The sequence below is a fragment of the Rhizobium zaerense genome (assembly GCF_051810725.1).
GTDB lineage: Bacteria > Pseudomonadota > Alphaproteobacteria > Rhizobiales > Rhizobiaceae > Rhizobium > Rhizobium leguminosarum_I.
This window is the reverse complement of record NZ_CM132690.1, coordinates 4806762-4824146: the sequence shown is the minus strand read 5'-3', so window position 1 is coordinate 4824146 and position 17385 is coordinate 4806762. Positions and strand designations below refer to the sequence as shown.

Sequence of the window (17385 nt, the reverse complement as noted above, 5' to 3'; positions counted from 1 at the left end):
GATATGCATGTCGATCGTCAGCAACCTCAGCCCGCGCGCCTTGGCGGCGCCCGAAAGCGGGATCGTCGAAGTCGTCAATTATGCCCGTGGCCGCGAGGGTCTGCTGCCGCTCTGGGTGGGCGAGGGCGATCTGCCGACGCCCGATTTCATCAGCCGGGCGGCGATGGAGGCGCTTGCATCAGGCGAGACCTTCTACACCTGGCAGCGCGGTATTCCGGAGCTTCGCCAGGCGCTTTCGGATTATTACAGCAGACATTTCGGAATCCGGCTTCCGGTCGAACATTTCTACGTCACCGGCTCCGGCATGCAGGCGATCCAGATCGCCGTGCAGGCGCTGACCTCGCCGGGCGACGAATTGGTTTACCTCTCGCCTTCCTGGCCGAATATCGCCGCCGCTCTCGAAATATCCGGTGCGCGCTCGCGCGGTGTCGAGCTGCAGTTCGAAGCCGGTAAATGGGCGGTCGATCTGAACCGCATCGAAACCGCGATCACCCCGAAGACCAAGGGTATCTTCATCAACACGCCGTCGAACCCGACGGGCTGGACGGCAACGAAGCAGGATCTTGGCGATATCCTGGCGCTTGCCCGCAGGCACGACCTCTGGATCATGGCGGATGAAATCTACGCCCGCTACTATTTTGCCGGCGGCCGAGCCCCCTCTTTCCTCGATGTGATGGAAGAGGGCGACAAGGTCATCTTCGTCAATTCCTTCTCGAAGAACTGGTCTATGACCGGCTGGCGCGTCGGCTGGATCGCAGCACCCCCTGAGATGGGCCAGGTGCTCGAAAACCTCATCCAGTATTCGACTTCGGGTGTGGCGCAGTTCATGCAGAAGGGCGCTGTCGCAGCCCTTGATCAAGGCGACGATTTCGTCGCTGCCAATATCGCCAAGGCGACCCGTTCCCGCGATATTTTCTGCGATGCGCTTGTCGCCACCAACCGGGTCGAGACTTTGAAGCCGGACGGCGCGATCTACGCCTTCCTGAAGATCGACGGCGTCGCCGATAGCCGCAGCGCAGCGCTCGATATCGTCGACAAGACTGGCGTCGGCCTTGCCCCCGGCACCGCTTTCGGCCGAGGCGGCGAACTCTTCCTGCGCGCCTGTTTCCTGCGCGACCCCGCGCAGGTGGCGACCGCGGCCGAGCGTCTCCGCGATTATATCCTCAAGCTCTGACGGGATCAGTCGGTCTGCTGCGAAAAGGAGCGTCATCCGCGGCCCAGGAGATCGGCGAGGGCTGCCCCTCATCCGGCTGCCGCCACCTTCTCCCCGCAAACGGGGCGAAGGGGATATGCCGCGACCTTTCGGTCCTCATTGACGTCGCGCAAGGCACGTCCCCTCGCCCCGTTTACGGGGTCCGAAGGACGGATCGAGACGAGTGGCTCGACCCCGGTAGGTTAGGGTGAGGGGCAGCCATCAGCCGCGAATGCCGCGATTTTGTGCCGGAATCGCCGGATCGATAAAACTCTAGCAAAGCCCGAAATCGGCCTCTAACCACGACTCCAAACATACCCGTTCAAGGGCCTTCCAATGGCCGTTCGATAAGAAAATTGGAAAGAAAAACCGGCGCCTGATGCCCCTGCTTATAAAAACGAAAGCAGGGACGCGGGACATGGCGGTTTTGGTGACGGGCGGGGCCGGATATATCGGCAGTCACATGGTTTGGGCGCTGCTCGATGCGGGCGAGGACGTGGTCGTACTCGACCGCCTCTCTACGGGCTTTCGCTGGGCCGTGGCGCCGGCGGCGCGTTTCTATCTCGGCGACATTGCCGATCCCGACATATTGAAAAAGGTCTTCATCGAAAACGACATCGAGGCGATCATCCATTTCGCCGGATCCGCCGTCGTCCCGGTCTCGGTCACCGATCCGCTCTCCTATTACGACAACAATTCCGGCAAGACGCGGGCGTTGCTGAGCGCTTCGGTCAAGGCCGGTATCCGCAACTTCGTCTTCTCTTCGACGGCGGCGGTCTACGGTCAACAAAAGACCGACCTGCCGGTGAAGGAGACGGCCCCGCTCAATCCGGAAAATCCTTACGGCCAGTCGAAGCTGATGACCGAGTTCATGCTGCGCGATGCCGCCGCCGCCTATGATTTCAACTATATCGCGCTGCGCTATTTCAACGTCGCCGGCGCCGACCCGCGTCATCGCGCCGGCCAGTCGACTTCAGGCGCCACGCACCTCATCAAGGTCGCCTGCGAGGCAGCGCTCGGCAGGCGAGACAGCGTCAATGTCTACGGCATCGACTATCCCACCCATGACGGCACCGGCGTGCGCGACTACATCCATGTCAGCGATCTCACGGATGCGCATCTGAAAGCGCTGCAGCACCTGCGCAGGGACAAGGGCTCGCTCGTTGCCAATTGTGGTTATGGCAGCGGCTATTCCGTGCTCGACGTGCTGAACATGGTCACCCGCCTGCACGGACATTCCTTCAAGATCCACATGGCGCCGCGGCGCGCCGGCGATTCGGCAAGCGTCGTCGCAGACGCTTCGCTCGCCCGGCAGGTGCTCGACTGGAAGCCCAGATACGATTCGCTGGAAACCATCGTTCAGAGCTCGCTCGATTGGGAACTGTTCCTGTCGAACAAGAGCGTCGACGACCTGCACAGTATCCACCGGGCACTGGCCGCCGCTTCGTTCTGATGCAGAAGCCTGTTTACCATCCCCGCGCCTGCGGGGACCACATGCCGTGACGTGAATAAGGAAAAATCAAGCTTTCTCTGGCTGGCTCTGGCCGACGGAAAGGAGAAGATGAAGAACTTTCTGGCCTCATTGCAGCTGCAAAAAGACAATCCGACGCTCCTGACGGCGCAGTTCCGGGCCTTGTCGTCGCAGATCCCCATTCTCTATGTTCTGCTGATCATCAACGCCCTTGCGGTGGCGATCACCCACCTCAAATCCGCACCCCTTTGGCTCTCGCTCTACATTCCAGTGGTCTTGAGCGTCGTCTGCGTCTTCCGTCTCTGCTGGTGGGAGATCCGGGGCAAGGAAGATGTGACAGCCGAGCGGGCCTACAGGCTGATGAAGGTGACGATATCGGGGGCCGGCATGCTGGCTGTTGCTTTCGGCGGCTGGGCGATCGCGCTTTACCAATATGGCGATGCTTCCCAGCAGGGGCAGATCGCCTATTTCCTCGTCGTGACGGGCATCTCCTGCATCTTTTGCCTGATGCACCTGCCGATGGCGGCGGCGCTGACCACCGTCATCACCTTCTCGGCCATGATTGCGACCTTCATGTTCTCGGGCAATCCCGTTTTCGTCGCGACCGCCGTCAGCGGACTCTTCCTGATCCTGCCCTTCCTCAGGGTGATCAACAGCTATTTCCAGAATTTCGTCGGTCTCGTGCAATTGACCGAGGAACTGAAGCAGAAGCAGGCAGAGGCCGAGGAACTGAACCTCGTCAATAGCCGCAACGCCCTGCATGACCAGCTGACCGGCCTTGCCAACCGCCGCAGCTTCTTTCTGTCGCTGGAAAAACGGCTGCAGAAAGATCCATCCTCGCTGCCCGTCCTCGGCATTCTCGATCTCGATGGCTTCAAGCCCGTCAACGACGTCTTCGGCCATGCCGCTGGCGACCTCGTGCTCAAGGAGACGGCCCGCCGCTTCGTCGCGCTGGTCGGCGAAGAGGGCATCGTCTCCCGTCTCGGCGGCGATGAGTTCGGGATCATCTTCCCCTGCTCGATGACACGCCAGGCGATCGCCGATCTCGGCCAGGCGCTCTGTGCTGCCGTCCGCGACCCTTTCGAAATCCCCGACGGCTCAGTCCGCGTCTTCGGCTCCTGCGGCATCGTCTATCCCGATATCGGCACATATACCGCCGAGGATCTCTACGAGAAGGCGGATTTCGCCCTCTATCAGGTCAAGAGCAAGCGCAGCAGCGGCGTCGAATTCTTCTCGGCCGAGCACGAGAAGATCCTGACGCAGCGCCACCTGATCGAACTCGAACTGCAGGCGAACGACTTCGCCAAGGAATTGAAACTCGACTATCAGCCGATCGTCGAATTGAAGAGCGGCCGCGTCGTCGCTTACGAGGCGCTTGCCCGCTGGGACAGCGCCCGCTTCGGCCGTATCAGCCCAGACGCCTTCATCCCCGCTGCCGAGCGCACGGCGGTCATCGGCCGCATGACACGCATCCTCTTCGCCAAGGCGCTCGAAGCGCTGGCGATCATTCCACGGCATCTCAGGCTGTCCTTCAATCTCTCGGCGCGCGATATCTGCGACCACGAAACGTCGATGGCGCTGCTTGCCATGATCACCCGCTCCGGTATCGATCCCAGGCGCATCGAATTCGAGATTACCGAGACCGCATTGCTCTCCGATTTCGACACCGCCGACCAGGTGATATCAATGCTGCGCGCTGCCGGCATCTCGATCGCGCTTGATGATTTCGGCACCGGCTATTCGAGCCTCAGCCATATTCATCGTCTCGCCTTCGACAAGCTGAAGATCGACAAGTCCTTCGTGATGAATTTCGATCGCGACGCCCGCTGTATGAACATCACGCGCTCGGTCGCCAATCTCTGCCAGAATCTCGGCATTGCCTCCGTCGCCGAAGGCGTCGAAAGCGAAGAGATCGCCGAGGGATTGAAGGCGATGGGCGTTCGTCTGGCGCAGGGCTATCATTTCTCGCGACCGCTGCCGCTCGAACTTGCCATCGATTACGCCGCCCGGTGCGAGGCTGAAGCCTCCGCCCGCAATTCACTGTCTGCCTGAACCAATCTCCCGACCGGTCTTAAATCGACTGGAGCGAAGCTACGTCGTCGTCTATTCATAGCCGTAACAATGAGGTGAACCATGCAAGACGGCGAAGTCATCATTGAACGGCGAGGGACTGCGGGCGTCATCCGCCTCAATCGGCCGCGGGCGCTGAACAGCCTGACGCTGCCGATGATCGGTGCGATCACTGCGGCCCTTCACGATTTTGCCGATGACCCCGAGGTGGCAGGCGTCGTGGCGACGGGAGAGGGTGAACGCGGCTTCTGTGCCGGCGGCGATGTCCGCGCCCTGCATGAGAGCGCCCGCGCCGGCGATGGCCTCGCAGGTACCTTCTGGCGTGAGGAATTCCGCCTCAACCATCTGATTGCCTCCTACCCCAAACCCTATGTCGCGCTGATGGACGGCATCACCATGGGCGGCGGCGTCGGCCTGTCGTCGCACGGCCGCCACCGCATCGTCACCGAGCGCACGCGGCTGGCCATGCCCGAAACCGGCATCGGCTATGTCCCGGATGTCGGCGCCACCTGGCTACTGCCACGCGCGCCCGGTGAAGCCGGAACATGGCTCGGCCTGACCGGGCTCGATATTGGTGCTGCCGATGCGATCCACGCTGGGCTTGCCGACCTCCAGATCGCTTCGTCGCGGCTCGGCGAGGTGGTCGACGCTCTCTCGGGCCTGCCGCGCGCCAGCTCATCCGGCGATGTCGATGCCGTGCTGCAGGCGCTTTCTGAACCTCAGGGCGAAGGGCGGCTCAAGCAGCACGCGGCGATGATCGATCGCGCATTTCGGTTCGACAGCGTCGAGGAGATCCTGGCAGCGCTTGCCGCGGAGGAGGGCGAATTCGCCGCCGAGACGCGCCGGGTGCTGCTGACGCGTTCACCGACCAGCCTGAAGCTCGCTTTGCGGCTGCTGAGAGCCGGCCGCCGCAGCGCCTCGCTGGCCGAATGCCTCGGCCGTGAACTCGGCGCCTGTCTGCAGATGCTGGATAATCCCGATTTCTTCGAGGGTATCCGCGCCGCCGTCATCGACAAGGACCGCAATCCGCAATGGTCGCCGGCAACTGTCGAGGCTGTGGGGCCCCAAACGGTCGAGCATTTCCTGAAACCGGCCGAGCCGCCGCTTTCACTCTGAACTCTATCTGACTATCGCCACATGCCGCGCATGCGGGCGCCGACATCGATGCGCACCTGTCGCGCCTGCGCTTGAGCGGCCTCCGATTTCCCCTGCGGCCAGCTGCAGGCCTCGAAGAACTGCAGCAGGGTCGCGGGAATGAAGCGGCTGCGTGAGGCATAGACGTGCCGGTCGCCCTGCGAGTTCTGCCCGTAGGTGAAGAAGCGTTGCGGCACGACGAGATCAAGGCCATCCCGGGCGCGTGTCATCGCGACATAGAGCAGCCGGCGTTCCTCCTCGATTTCGGCAGTGGTGCCGACGGCGAGATCGCTCGGTATGCAGCCGTCGACGACGTTCAGCATGAATACCTTCGTCCATTCCTGGCCCTTGGCGGAATGGATGGTGGAAAGGATGAGGTAGTCCTCGTCGAGAAGCGGCACGCCCGCCTGGTCGCTGGTCGCATCCGGCGGATCGAGGGTGAGTTCGGTCAGGAAACGCTCGCGCGAGGCATAACCGCCGGCGATCTGTTCGAGCTGCAGCAGATCGGCCTGCCGCGTCGCTGCGTCCTCGTGCAGCCGTTCAAGATGCGGCGCGTACCATTGCCGCGCCAGGCCGATTTCCGCCGGCCAGCCGGCCTTGCCAGTCTTCAGCTCCTGCAGCATCGAAACGAACATTGTCCAGTCCTCGCCGGAGCGTGGCGGCGCCGGCATGGCAGCAAGAGCAGAAATCGGACTGGCATCCTCGGCCATCAGGTCGAGCGTCTTCTGCGCCGTCGACGGGCCGACGCCCGGCAGGATCTGCATCAGCCGGAAGCCCGCCACCCGGTCGCGCGGGTTCTGCGCGAAGCGAAGGGCGGCCAGCATGTCCTTCACATGCGCGCTGTCGAGAAACTTCAGCCCGCCGAACTTGACGAAGGGAATGTTGCGCCGGGTCAGCTCGACCTCCAGCGGCCCGCTGTGATGCGAGGCGCGAAAGAGCACGGCTTGCTGCTTGAGCCTGAGGCCTTCCTCGCGATTGTCGAGCACCATGTCGGTGATGTAGCGCGCCTGCTCAGCCTCGTCGCGCACAGTGACCAGGCGCGGCCGCTCGGATGATTGCCGCTCGGTCCAGAGATTCTTGGTGAAGCGCTCCGAGGCGAGATCGATGACGGCGTTGGCGGCGGCGAGGATTGGCTGCGTCGAGCGGTAGTTGCGATCGAGCGTGACGATATTGGCGATCGGGCTGAAGGCGGCGGGAAAATCGAGGATATTGCGCACCGTCGCCGCACGGAAGGAATAGATCGACTGCGCATCGTCGCCAACGACGGTCAGTCCCTGGCCTTGGGGCTTCAGCGCCAGCAGGATCGAGGCCTGCAGCCGGTTGGTATCCTGATATTCGTCGACCAGCACATGGTCGAAGCGGCTGCCGATATCCTCGGCAATGACAGCCTCGCCGACCATCTGCGCCCAGTAGAGTAGCAGATCGTCGTAATCGAGCACGTTCTGGCTCTGCTTGGCCTCGACATAACAGGCGAATAGCTCGCGCAGCTGTTTCTCCCACGCCGCGCACCAGGGAAAGACGTCGCGCAGCACGAGGTCGAGCGCGGTTTCCGAATTCACCGCCCTGGAATAGATGGCAAGACAGGTGCCCTTTGTGGGAAAACGGCTTTCCGTCTTCGAGAAGCCGAGGTCGTGCCGGATCAGGTTCATCAGATCGGCACTGTCTTCGCGGTCGTGGATGGTGAAATCCGGATCGAGGCCAATCTGCTCGGCATAATCGCGCAACAGCCGCGCGCCGATGCCGTGGAAGGTGCCGGACCAGGAAAGCGCGTCCGCCATGACGCCGGCATTTGCACCAAGCACATCGCGGCAGATGCGCTCGACGCGCCGCGCCATCTCGGCGGCTGCTCGGCGCGAGAAGGTCATCAGCAGGATGCGGCGGGGATCGGCGCCCTTGACGATCAGGTGGGCGACCCGATGCGCCAAGGTATTCGTCTTGCCAGAGCCGGCGCCGGCAATGACCAGCAGCGGCCCGGCAATATGGCTGCCGTCGATGAGCGTGCCGTGCTCGACGGCCATGCGCTGCTGCGGATTGAGCTTTTCGAGATACATCCAGCCGTCCGGTCGGGCTCCCGCAGAATCACTGGGGAAAGATTAGATGTTCCTTGAATGTTCGCGATTGCCGTCCCTGTCAAGCGATCTGGCGCGCGAGCAACATCTCAGTCGGGAAAATCCGGGCCGATCTCGCGCCGCACCAGCTTCAGGCTGCGGTCGGGCTGAAGGATATAGGTTTCCTCAACGCGCTGGCCCGTTCCGTTGTAAAACTGGTTGTAGACGACGCTGCCGACCGGCGATTTGGTGAGCTTCGTTCGCGGTTTGCCGCCATAGGTGATGCTGCCCGGAATGGGTTCCAGCGCCGGCCTATCGGCCGAGGAGCAGCCGGCAAGCAATGCCCCGGCAAACAAGGCGGGCAGAAGCGCTTTCATTGTCATCATCCCTCATTCGACTGCAGCCAGATATGGAAGCCGCGGCGCCTTTCGCCAAGGATCGTCCATGCCAGGGTCCACGGGAAACAACCCAGCGCACCGCAACGAAATGCTTTGCCGAGGCGTTAACGGATATCAACTGACATCAGGAGAGGCCACTGTGCTCGGCTTTGCAGCATTCACGAACCATGAGGAATCCGGCCGTCAGGGTCACAGCGACGCGGCGACACGCGCCTCGGTGGAGAGCGCCCTTCATGCCGTCGACGATATCGAAGTGGCGGAAATCATCGTCGACATGTCGGGCTCATATGTAATCCTGGAAGGTTTCATACGCCGGCGGGGTGATGTCGAGCGGGCGATCGAGATTGCCGAGAGCGTCGTCGGCCGAGGCTATGTGCGCAGCCGCCTGCTGCGACGCTGAAATCGTAAGATGGTGCCCCGGCCCTCTGCTCACCTGTCCTTGCGATGCATAAGGGGAACCAAGTGCTCTCCCGCGTGTTGAAATGCCGGATCTAAACGCTGGAGACCCTCATGTCGTTGCTTCTTCGCCTTTGGGCAACCACCTTGATTTCAGGCAGTGTCTTTGTCGGCTCCGCCTACGCCTCGCTGGAAACCGGCACAAATTATTCCGCTTTGCCGAAGGACCAGATCGCCCTCAACGAATATACCGGGGCCATCGCCTGCACGCCGGCAGAGCCTCGGTATTTGCCGTCCTTCATCCGCGCATCGGATGGCACGATCATCGGTGTCAGTTATATCGAAGTGGAGGGTGAGGGCGGCGCGAACTGCTGAGGCGTCCGCTTTGCTCAGACGAGGCTCGCCTGCGTTCCCGCAGAGGTGACGAGCCTCTAACCATCATCATGATGGCTGGGCATCTTCTATGAATACACCTGTACCGGGCGCAACGCCCTTTGCACCAAAACCCGGCACGCACTTGTTGCAGGGTTAAACCAAAATTAAAGCATTGTCCCGTTCCGGCACGCTTGCGCGCCAGAAGGCGAAAATCGCCCGAATTTCCTTGCTGAAGTGCTAATGCAGCTTCAGCTTCGCTTCTTCGGCGGCCGCCAGGAACTCGGCTCTTGCTTCTTCCACGCTCTTGCGCCCGTCGAGCGCCGCCCGGCAGGCACTGCGGGCCTTGATGTAATGAAGCCCGCGCACACTCGGCCAGAGATCCGCCAGGCACTTCAGCGCATCGAACGGCCCATTAACCGTTCGCGCATCGGCATCTTCGAAACCAACCTTGACCGGGCTGTTCCATCTTTCAGTTGCCATCGACACTCCTCCACGATTTTCGACAGAAACGAAGTGCAACGCTTCCCTATCCTTAGGGACACGCCGCCATAATACGCATTCTAGCGGGATTTTTGCGGTCAACAATGGTGAATCGTTTGATGCTGATGAGGCGAAGTGTCGATCGCGGAAGAGGTCGCGGACGCCCGGGAGTCATGAGCAGCTTTTTAAACAGTCGCAAATAAGTTGTATGGCGCCAGCGCCACACCGCCGCTACCATGCTCGCGGACATGAGAGGTTCAACGTGGTTTGGAATCGAAAAGGAATTCGGGCTGCTTTTGTTTGCGGGGCGCTGGCAATGCCGGCCGTTGCCGGCGGCGCGGAGATATCTGCTGAAGACGCCTTGCTGGCGCGTATTTCCAGCGAGGTTATCCCTAGAATGCAGCGTGAATATTTGCGTACCAACCTTGAGCGGCTGGGGAAGGGGGAGACGATAGATATCGCCGCCTATATTCTATCAGAGAGCGTTGATCGATGGTATGTCGAGGGCATTTTTGATGGGGTTAATGCCCTGCCCCATCCGCCAATCCCAGGTGAAGAGGTGGTGGTAACAGGCGAACTGATCCAACAGTGGCAGTTATCCCCGTTCCTACCTTATTATCTGGAAGTCAACGACATTCCCGATTGTACTGCAATGCTGTCCAATTCATGCCGATGGCAGCCCCTCACCCTAACCCTCTACCAGGGTCGAGCCACTCGTCTCGACCCGTCCTTCGACCCCCGTAAAAACGGGGCGAGGGGACGTGCCCTGCGAGAGGTGAGTGGGGAACGGAGAGGTCGCGGCATATCCCCTTCGCCCCGCAAGCGGGGAGAAGGTGGCGGCAGCCGGATGAGCGACTATCTGGGTTGTCAAGTTGCGCATTCGAATTCTCTTCGCGCATCCCGTGCTTTTGCATTGAGAATGACCAGCAGTTTTCGGGCGAGCGCAATGCGGATAACCATTTTTGGCTTGCCAGCGCTCTGCAACCTTTGCCTGAAGGCAGCCAAATGCGGATCGTACCTGGCCGCGGTGGCGGCGACCAGGAACAGGATGCCACGCGGTCCGGAGCGCCCGCCGCGCACCGGCCGGGGTCCGCTGCGTTTGCCGCTATCGTTGGCAATCGGCGCCAGGCCGGCCAGTTTGACGATCGCCTTGTTGGAGATTCGGCCGATTTCGGGCAATTCGGCCATCAGCCGGGCAACGGTACGGTCCGCCACCCCCTTGATCGAGCGAAAGGCTTGGTTGAGGCAGGCCCAGAGCGGATCGTCGTCGATCATCGAGGCAATCTCGCCCTCAAGGGTGCGGCTCTGGCGCACCAGAAGCGCGATCACTTCGTCGAGGCTTGCCACACTCTGCTGATCGCGGGCAGCACTGCGGCGCTGCCTCTGGACGGTCAGATCGCTGGTGACCTGAGACAGCCGCGTCATCAGCGCCGACAGCCGCAGCTGCGCGGCTTTCGGCGGCGGCAGGGCAGACAGCCGCCTGGCCTCGGCATAATCGGCGATCATCGCCGCATCGATCCGGTCGGTCTTTTCCAGAAAGCCCATGGCCTCGGCAAAGCGGCGCACATGGCGCGGATTGGCAAGCGCGCAGGCGATCCCCAACTCCCACAACAGCAGGAAGGCCGAACGCTCGTAGCCGCCCGACGCCTCCATGACGACGAGCTCGACACCCTGCTCCCGGCAGAGCGCAGCCAGCGCGCCGATGCCGGCCGCATCGTTGCTGAAACGCTCAAAAACCCCGGACGGGCGGATAAACGCATCCAGCCAGTCCTTCGAAACATCCACTCCACATATAACTCTGTTCACGGTAACCTGCCTTGTGCGTGCGGTTGAAGCCAAGCGACTATTCGGTCGTACGTGACGATGACGAAGATCCCAGGCTCATCCACGGTTGTAACCGGAGGGGGAAACGGGCGACTTCGTCACGCCTCTGGCTGGGTGGCCACCCAGCCAGAGGCTCAATCGCTTCCATCGCACATAAAATCTAACATGCAGATACAAGGGGCCGGTCTTGCGCCCAGTCCACATTGTTACGGCAGCACACGGCTTCCTGCTTGTCTAGCCGCGCGTGCGAGAAATAATGTCCGATACTTGAGAGAAAACTGGTGCTGCCGAGTGGGATTGAACCACCGACCTCACCCTTACCAAGGGTGTGCTCTACCACTGAGCTACGGCAGCAGGACCAGTACTCGTGCGAGCCGGGTGGCTCAATCGCGAGAACGGGGGGCTATTGCCACAGCTTGGCGGCCAGCGCAAGCCGCAAATTCCAACTTCGTATGGATTGAGGCAAAGGGCCTTTTGGATTGGCGCGAATTCGGCTAATCCTGTCGCATGAACGAAAAGACCGAAACCGGCCAGCAGAGCCGCAAAGAGGCGATCGAAGCGCAGGCGAAACTGCGCCGCGAGCGCGCCGCCGAAAAGCTCAGGGAAAATCTGGGGCGACGCAAACAACAGGTGCGCGCCCGCCGTTCCGGCCAAGCCGACGAAACAAATGGGCTGCCCGCCGCAAAAATGGACAAATCGTAATGTTCCGTCCGTCGCGAATTGAAGCGTGTCGATAAATCCCCTAAACACCTCACTCCTTATTTCAAGGCAGAACTTTCAGGAAAGGCGGGCGCTGCCCGTAAGCGCACATGGATCGTATCAGAATTGTCGGCGGTAATGAGCTGAATGGCATCATTCCGATTTCCGGCGCCAAGAATGCTGCACTGCCGCTGATGATCGCCTCGCTTTTAACCAGCGATACGCTGACGCTCGAAAACGTGCCGCATCTGGCCGATGTCGAACTCTTGATGCGCATCCTCGGAAATCACGGCGTCGACGTTGCCGTCAACGGCCGCCGCGAGCGCCAGGAAGATTCTTATTCGCGCACGATCCATTTCACCTGCCGCACCATCGTCGATACCACCGCATCCTATGAACTGGTCTCGAAGATGCGCGCCTCCTTCTGGGTCATCGGCCCACTGCTGGCGCGCGAAGGCCATTGCCGCGTGTCGCTGCCGGGCGGCTGTGCCATCGGCACGCGCCCCGTCGATCTCTTCATCGAGGGCCTGACGGCGCTCGGCGCGACCATGGAGATCGATGCCGGTTATATCAACGCCAAGGCGCCTGCCGGCGGCCTGATCGGCGCACGCTACACCTTCCCGAAGGTCTCCGTCGGCGCCACCCATGTGGTGATGATGGCGGCAACGCTTGCCCGCGGCACGACTGTCATCGGCAATGCCGCCCGCGAGCCTGAGGTCGTCGATCTCGCCAACTGCCTGAACGCCATGGGCGCCAAGATATCGGGCGCGGGTACCGCGACGATCACCATCGAAGGCGTCACCTCGCTCTCCGGCGCCCGCCACCGTGTCCTGCCGGATCGTATCGAGACCGGCACCTATGCCATGGCTGTCGCCATGGCAGGCGGCGACGTCGTGCTCGAAAATACCGACATGGCGCTGCTCGAAACCGCGCTTGAAACGCTGCGCCGCGCCGGTGCGGAAATCTCGTCGACCAACAACGGCATGCGCATCAAGCGCAACGGCGCCGGCATCAGACCGGTCGATATCGTCACCGATCCTTTCCCGGGTTTCCCCACAGATCTGCAGGCGCAGTTCATGGCGCTGATGACCCGTTCTTCCGGCGTCTCGCATGTCACCGAGACCATCTTCGAAAACCGTTTCATGCATGTGCAGGAGCTTGCCCGCCTCGGCGCCAGGATCTCGCTGTCCGGCCAGACGGCGAAGATCGAGGGTGTCCAACGCCTGCGCGGCGCGCCTGTTATGGCGACCGATCTGCGCGCCTCCGTTTCGCTCGTCATCGCCGGCCTTGCCGCCGAGGGCGAAACCACGGTCTCCCGCGTCTATCACCTCGACCGCGGTTTCGAGCGGCTCGAGGAAAAGCTGACCCGCTGCGGTGCCATCGTCGAGCGCATCAGCGAATGAGGAGAGGGTGCTAAGGCGCCCTTTATCCTGGTTGCGTAATTGGCCGCAGCGCCTTATTTCCCTTGTCTGACGCATCGCCATTCCGGCGGTGCCCGGCACCGGCCGGCAGTGGGATTGAGCCTGAATGACTGATCTGAAGCTTGTTGCGCTCGATGACGAAGACCTTGCGATCATGTCCGCGCATATGCAGGACAGCGTCTTCAAGGTCGGCGACATCGACTGGTCGCCGCGCGACGCGCAGTTCGCGCTTGCCGTCAATCGTTTCGTCTGGGAAGGTGCCGAGCGCAAGCGCAGGGGTTTCGAGCGCCGCCGCGCTGCCCTGGTCTTCAAGCGCGTGCTTGCCGTCCGTTCGCTCGGCATCGATCGCGGCAAACGTGACGAGGTGCTGTCGCTGCTGGCGCTGCGCTTCGAAAAGAAGGGCGAGGGGCCTGATGGTACGGTCGAGCTGGCGCTGTCGGGCACGGCGTCGATTGCGCTCGATGTCGAATGCATCGAGGTCCAGATGGCCGATATCGGCGGCGCCTGGGCGGCTGTCGCCAAGCCTCGCCACCGCTAATGCCTGACGCCATGAGTTTGAACATCGCAGTTTCGAGTTGAGAAGGAATATCGGCCTTGGCAATCTGGCTGGATCAGGCATCGGAAGGTTTCGAGCAGCATTTTGCCGGCTTTCTGACGACGAAGCGTGAAGTCTCCGAGGATGTGAACATCGTCGTTCGCGCTATCATCGATGATATCAGAGCCCGCGGCGATGTCGCGCTGGCCGAATATTCGCTGAAATTCGACGGCATCGATTACGCCACCGTCCCGATGCGCGTCACATCAGAGGAGATCGACGCGGCGATCGAGGCGGTGCCTTCGGAAGTGCTGGGGGCGCTGAAACTCGCAGCACTGCGCATCGAATCCCATCATCGCCGGCAGCTGCCGAAGGACGATATCTACGAGGACGATATGGGCGTCGGTCTCGGCTCGCGCTGGACGGCGATCGAAGCGGTTGGGCTCTATGTTCCGGGCGGCACCGCGAGCTATCCAAGCTCGGTGCTGATGAACGCCGTGCCGGCCAAGGTCGCCGGCGTCGATCGCATCGTTATCGCCGTTCCCGCCACCGGCGGCGCCGTCAACCCGGCGGTGCTTGCCGCCGCCAAGCTTGTCGGCGTCACGGAGATTTACCGTGTCGGCGGCGCCCAGGCGATCGCGGCTCTTGCCTACGGCACCGAGACGATCGCCCCGGTCGCCAAGATCACCGGTCCCGGCAATGCCTATGTCGCCGCGGCCAAGCGCCATGTCTTCGGCACCGTCGGCATCGATATGATCGCCGGCCCCTCCGAAGTGTTGGTGATTGCAGACAAGGACAACAATCCGGATTGGATCGCAGCCGACCTCTTGGCGCAGGCCGAGCACGACGTCAGTTCCCAGGCGATCCTGATCACCGACGATGCTGCATTCGGAAAGGCGGTGGAGCAGGCGGTCGAACGTCAGCTGAAGACGCTGAGCCGCGCCGAGACGGCGGCAGCGAGCTGGCGCGATTTCGGCGCGGTCATCCTCGTTGCTGATCTGAAACAGGCCATTTCCTTGGCAAACCGCATCGCTGCCGAGCATCTGGAGCTCGCGGTCGTCGATCCGGACCGGCTGCTCGACGGCATCCGCAATGCCGGCGCGATCTTCATCGGCGCCCATACGCCTGAAGTCATCGGCGATTATGTCGGCGGTTCGAACCATGTGCTGCCGACGGCGCGTTCGGCGCGCTTTTCATCCGGCCTTTCGGTGCTTGATTTCATCAAGCGCACCTCGATCCTGCGTCTCGGCCCGCAGCAGCTCCGCACCCTCGGCCCGGCGGCGATCGCCCTTGCCGTTTCCGAAGGCCTTGATGCCCATGCGCGATCGGTCGCGATCCGCCTTAACCTCGAAAGGTGAGGGCATGGCGAAGGGCGATTTCCGGCTTTGCGACGTCGTCCTTGACGATACGATCGGCCGTTCGACGCCCGATGTCGAGCATGAACGCGCCGTCGCCATCTTCGATCTGATCGAGGAGAACAGGTTCGAGCCGCTCGGCCATGTCGGCGGACCTTACCGGCTGAACATCTCCCTGGTCGATTCGAAACTGGTATTCGCCATCACCACCGAAGAGGGTGGCGGCGTCGCCACCCATATACTGTCGCTCACGCCCTTCCGGCGGATCGTCAAGGATTACTTCATGATCTGCGAGAGCTATTACGAAGCGATCCGTTCCTCGACGCCGAGCCGCATCGAGGCGATCGACATGGGCCGGCGCGGCATCCACAATGAGGGCTCGCAGACGCTGAAGGATAGGTTGGCCGGCAAGATAGAGGTCGATTTCGATACCGCCCGGCGCCTTTTCACGCTGGTCTGCGTGCTCTACTGGCGCGGATGACGGCGATGGAGCGCGCCGTCGACGTCGAAGAGGGAAAGCGGCCAGGCGCCATCCTCTTCATGTGCGGTATGAATGCCATCCGCTCGCCGATAGCCGAAGCGATCGCCCGTAGCATTCTGCCGGCCAATACCTACATCAGATCTGCTGGCGTTCGCGCCGGCGAGCGCGATCCCTTCGTGGATGCCGTGCTCGAGGAGATCGGGCTTTCCCTCGGGCGCCGCCAGCCGCAGACGCTGGAAGAGCTCGAAGACGATTATTTCGATCTGATCATCACGCTGTCACCGCAGGCCCATCACGCAGCACTCGAGCTGACGCGGTCGAGTGCTGTCGATGTCATCTACTGGCCGACCATGGATCCAACGGTTGCAATCGGAACGCGCGAGCAGATACTGGAGAGTTATCGCGAGGTCCGCGATCACCTGGCCGGCCTCATCGAAAGCCGGCTACTCAAGCGAAATGGCATTGCCGCGCAATCGGCATGAAAACAAATAAAGGAAAGGCCGTTCAACAAGGTTCACAAACCTTCGTTGATTGTGTAGTTTCCGCCCAAATTTCAAAGGCGCGCGCTGCGCTGCCTATTCAACTCACAGGAAGAAAACACTTATATGCCTAAAGAAGAAGTCCTCGAATTCCCGGGAATCGTCACCGAACTTCTGCCGAATGCGACGTTCCGCGTGAAGCTCGAAAACGAACACGAGATCATCGCCCACACCGCGGGCCGCATGCGCAAGAACCGCATCCGCGTTCTCGCCGGCGACAAGGTGCTTGTGGAAATGACGCCCTACGATCTGACCAAGGGCCGTATCACCTACCGTTTCAAATAAGCTTGCCCCACTCCCGTCTGCCGATGGTCGAGGTTCCATGGCGCTGAAATACAAGCTCATTCTGGCCTCGGGCTCGCCCCGTCGCGTCGACCTGCTCAACCAGGCCGGCATCGAGCCCTCGCGCCTGATGCCGATGGATATCGACGAGGCGCCGAAGAAGTCGGAGCATCCGCGTTCGCTCGCCCGCAGGCTTTCGGCTGAGAAGGCGGAAGCCGCCCTTGCCGCCATCAAGGGCGATATCACCTGGAAGGGCAGCTATATCCTGTCTGCCGATACGGTGGTCGCCGTTGGACGGCGCATCCTCGGCAAGGCTGAGTTCGCCGATGAGGCGTTGAACTCGCTGCATCTTTTGTCGGGACGCAACCATATGGTCTACACCGGCGTTTGCCTGGTGACGCCGGATCGCAAGATCCGCCAGAAGATCGTCGAGACCAAGGTGCGCTTCAAGCGTCTCTCCGGCTTCGAGATCGAGAACTACCTGGCCTCCGGCCAGTGGCGCGGCAAGGCAGGCGCCTACGGCATCCAGGGCCTTGCCGGCACCTTCGTGCAGAAGATGGTGGGCTCCTACACCAATGTCGTCGGCCTGCCGCTTTATGAAACCATTCTGCTTTTGACCGGCGAAGGCTTCGATGTGCATAGCCGGTGGCCCGAGGGCTGAGCCCGACGGCTTAGGATGAACCGA

The 17385-nt window shown here is 61.7% G+C and carries 18 protein-coding genes and 1 tRNA gene; 14 read left to right on the top strand and 5 right to left on the bottom strand.

Features of this window, described 5'->3' with window-relative positions; translation table 11 throughout:
* The first annotated feature begins 7 nt into the window (after positions 1 to 7).
* From ACS4RR_RS23850 to ACS4RR_RS23835, 4 genes are all read left to right on the top strand, one after another.
* Complete coding sequence (locus ACS4RR_RS23850; RefSeq protein WP_456189501.1) at positions 8 to 1174, top strand: pyridoxal phosphate-dependent aminotransferase; 1167 nt, start codon at positions 8 to 10, stop codon at positions 1172 to 1174.
* Between the two features lie 436 nt (positions 1175 to 1610).
* On the top strand, positions 1611 to 2645 hold the full coding sequence (gene galE, locus ACS4RR_RS23845) for a UDP-glucose 4-epimerase GalE (RefSeq protein ID WP_456189500.1): 1035 nt from the start codon (positions 1611 to 1613) through the stop codon (positions 2643 to 2645).
* A 108-nt stretch (positions 2646 to 2753) separates the two neighbouring features.
* Positions 2754 to 4715: a putative bifunctional diguanylate cyclase/phosphodiesterase gene (locus ACS4RR_RS23840; RefSeq protein WP_456189499.1), complete on the top strand. Its 1962-nt coding sequence runs from the start codon at positions 2754 to 2756 to the stop codon at positions 4713 to 4715.
* Between the two features lie 81 nt (positions 4716 to 4796).
* Positions 4797 to 5849, top strand: a complete 1053-nt coding sequence (locus ACS4RR_RS23835) for an enoyl-CoA hydratase/isomerase family protein (RefSeq protein WP_456189498.1) — start codon at positions 4797 to 4799, stop codon at positions 5847 to 5849.
* 11 nt (positions 5850 to 5860) lie between these two features.
* Here the strand turns inward: ACS4RR_RS23835 and ACS4RR_RS23830 are convergent, their stop codons facing one another.
* Together ACS4RR_RS23830 and ACS4RR_RS23825 are read right to left on the bottom strand one after the other, a co-directional pair.
* Positions 5861 to 7918, bottom strand: coding sequence for an ATP-dependent helicase (locus tag ACS4RR_RS23830; RefSeq protein ID WP_456189497.1), 2058 nt, complete (start codon positions 7916 to 7918; stop codon positions 5861 to 5863).
* A 107-nt stretch (positions 7919 to 8025) separates the two neighbouring features.
* The gene (locus ACS4RR_RS23825; protein ID WP_260297748.1) at positions 8026 to 8292 is read right to left on the bottom strand and encodes a hypothetical protein; all 267 of its coding nucleotides are present in this window, start codon (positions 8290 to 8292) and stop codon (positions 8026 to 8028) included.
* Positions 8293 to 8452: 160 nt separating this feature from the next.
* Between ACS4RR_RS23825 and ACS4RR_RS23820 the strand changes: the two genes are divergently transcribed.
* Both ACS4RR_RS23820 and ACS4RR_RS23815 read left to right on the top strand, forming a co-directional pair.
* On the top strand, positions 8453 to 8713 hold the full coding sequence (locus tag ACS4RR_RS23820) for a BON domain-containing protein (RefSeq protein WP_456189496.1): 261 nt from the start codon (positions 8453 to 8455) through the stop codon (positions 8711 to 8713).
* A gap of 110 nt (positions 8714 to 8823) precedes the next feature.
* Complete coding sequence (locus ACS4RR_RS23815; protein WP_456189495.1) at positions 8824 to 9084, top strand: hypothetical protein; 261 nt, start codon at positions 8824 to 8826, stop codon at positions 9082 to 9084.
* Positions 9085 to 9321: 237 nt separating this feature from the next.
* Here the strand turns inward: ACS4RR_RS23815 and ACS4RR_RS23810 are convergent, their stop codons facing one another.
* From ACS4RR_RS23810 to ACS4RR_RS23800, 3 genes are all read right to left on the bottom strand, one after another.
* A complete protein-coding gene (locus ACS4RR_RS23810; protein WP_162119242.1) occupies positions 9322 to 9564 on the bottom strand; it encodes a DUF982 domain-containing protein in 243 nt (80 codons plus the stop codon).
* A gap of 867 nt (positions 9565 to 10431) precedes the next feature.
* Positions 10432 to 11370 (bottom strand): IS110 family RNA-guided transposase, encoded by a 939-nt coding sequence (locus ACS4RR_RS23805; RefSeq protein ID WP_456189494.1) that lies wholly within the window; start codon positions 11368 to 11370, stop codon positions 10432 to 10434.
* 297 nt (positions 11371 to 11667) lie between these two features.
* Positions 11668 to 11742, bottom strand: a tRNA-Thr gene (locus ACS4RR_RS23800).
* Positions 11743 to 11895: 153 nt separating this feature from the next.
* Between ACS4RR_RS23800 and ACS4RR_RS23795 the strand changes: the two genes are divergently transcribed.
* From ACS4RR_RS23795 to ACS4RR_RS23760, 8 genes are all read left to right on the top strand, one after another.
* Positions 11896 to 12090, top strand: coding sequence for a hypothetical protein (locus ACS4RR_RS23795; RefSeq protein WP_456189493.1), 195 nt, complete (start codon positions 11896 to 11898; stop codon positions 12088 to 12090).
* 107 nt (positions 12091 to 12197) lie between these two features.
* Positions 12198 to 13490: a UDP-N-acetylglucosamine 1-carboxyvinyltransferase gene (gene murA / locus ACS4RR_RS23790; protein ID WP_456189492.1), complete on the top strand. Its 1293-nt coding sequence runs from the start codon at positions 12198 to 12200 to the stop codon at positions 13488 to 13490.
* A gap of 124 nt (positions 13491 to 13614) precedes the next feature.
* Positions 13615 to 14046, top strand: coding sequence for a DUF2948 family protein (locus ACS4RR_RS23785; RefSeq protein WP_456189491.1), 432 nt, complete (start codon positions 13615 to 13617; stop codon positions 14044 to 14046).
* Positions 14047 to 14102: 56 nt separating this feature from the next.
* Positions 14103 to 15401 (top strand): histidinol dehydrogenase, encoded by a 1299-nt coding sequence (hisD, locus tag ACS4RR_RS23780; RefSeq protein WP_456189490.1) that lies wholly within the window; start codon positions 14103 to 14105, stop codon positions 15399 to 15401.
* 4 nt (positions 15402 to 15405) lie between these two features.
* Positions 15406 to 15879 (top strand): UPF0262 family protein, encoded by a 474-nt coding sequence (locus ACS4RR_RS23775; protein ID WP_020048402.1) that lies wholly within the window; start codon positions 15406 to 15408, stop codon positions 15877 to 15879.
* Positions 15876 to 16361 carry an arsenate-mycothiol transferase ArsC gene (locus ACS4RR_RS23770; RefSeq protein WP_456189489.1) on the top strand — a complete coding sequence of 162 codons (486 nt, stop codon included), beginning with the start codon at positions 15876 to 15878 and terminating at the stop codon, positions 16359 to 16361. The genes ACS4RR_RS23775 and ACS4RR_RS23770 overlap by 4 nt, the downstream gene beginning before the upstream one ends.
* Before the next feature lie 123 nt (positions 16362 to 16484).
* Positions 16485 to 16703 carry a translation initiation factor IF-1 gene (gene infA, locus ACS4RR_RS23765; RefSeq protein ID WP_003545338.1) on the top strand — a complete coding sequence of 73 codons (219 nt, stop codon included), beginning with the start codon at positions 16485 to 16487 and terminating at the stop codon, positions 16701 to 16703.
* Positions 16704 to 16740: 37 nt separating this feature from the next.
* Positions 16741 to 17361 carry a Maf-like protein gene (locus tag ACS4RR_RS23760; RefSeq protein WP_003556345.1) on the top strand — a complete coding sequence of 207 codons (621 nt, stop codon included), beginning with the start codon at positions 16741 to 16743 and terminating at the stop codon, positions 17359 to 17361.
* Positions 17362 to 17385 lie beyond the last annotated feature (24 nt).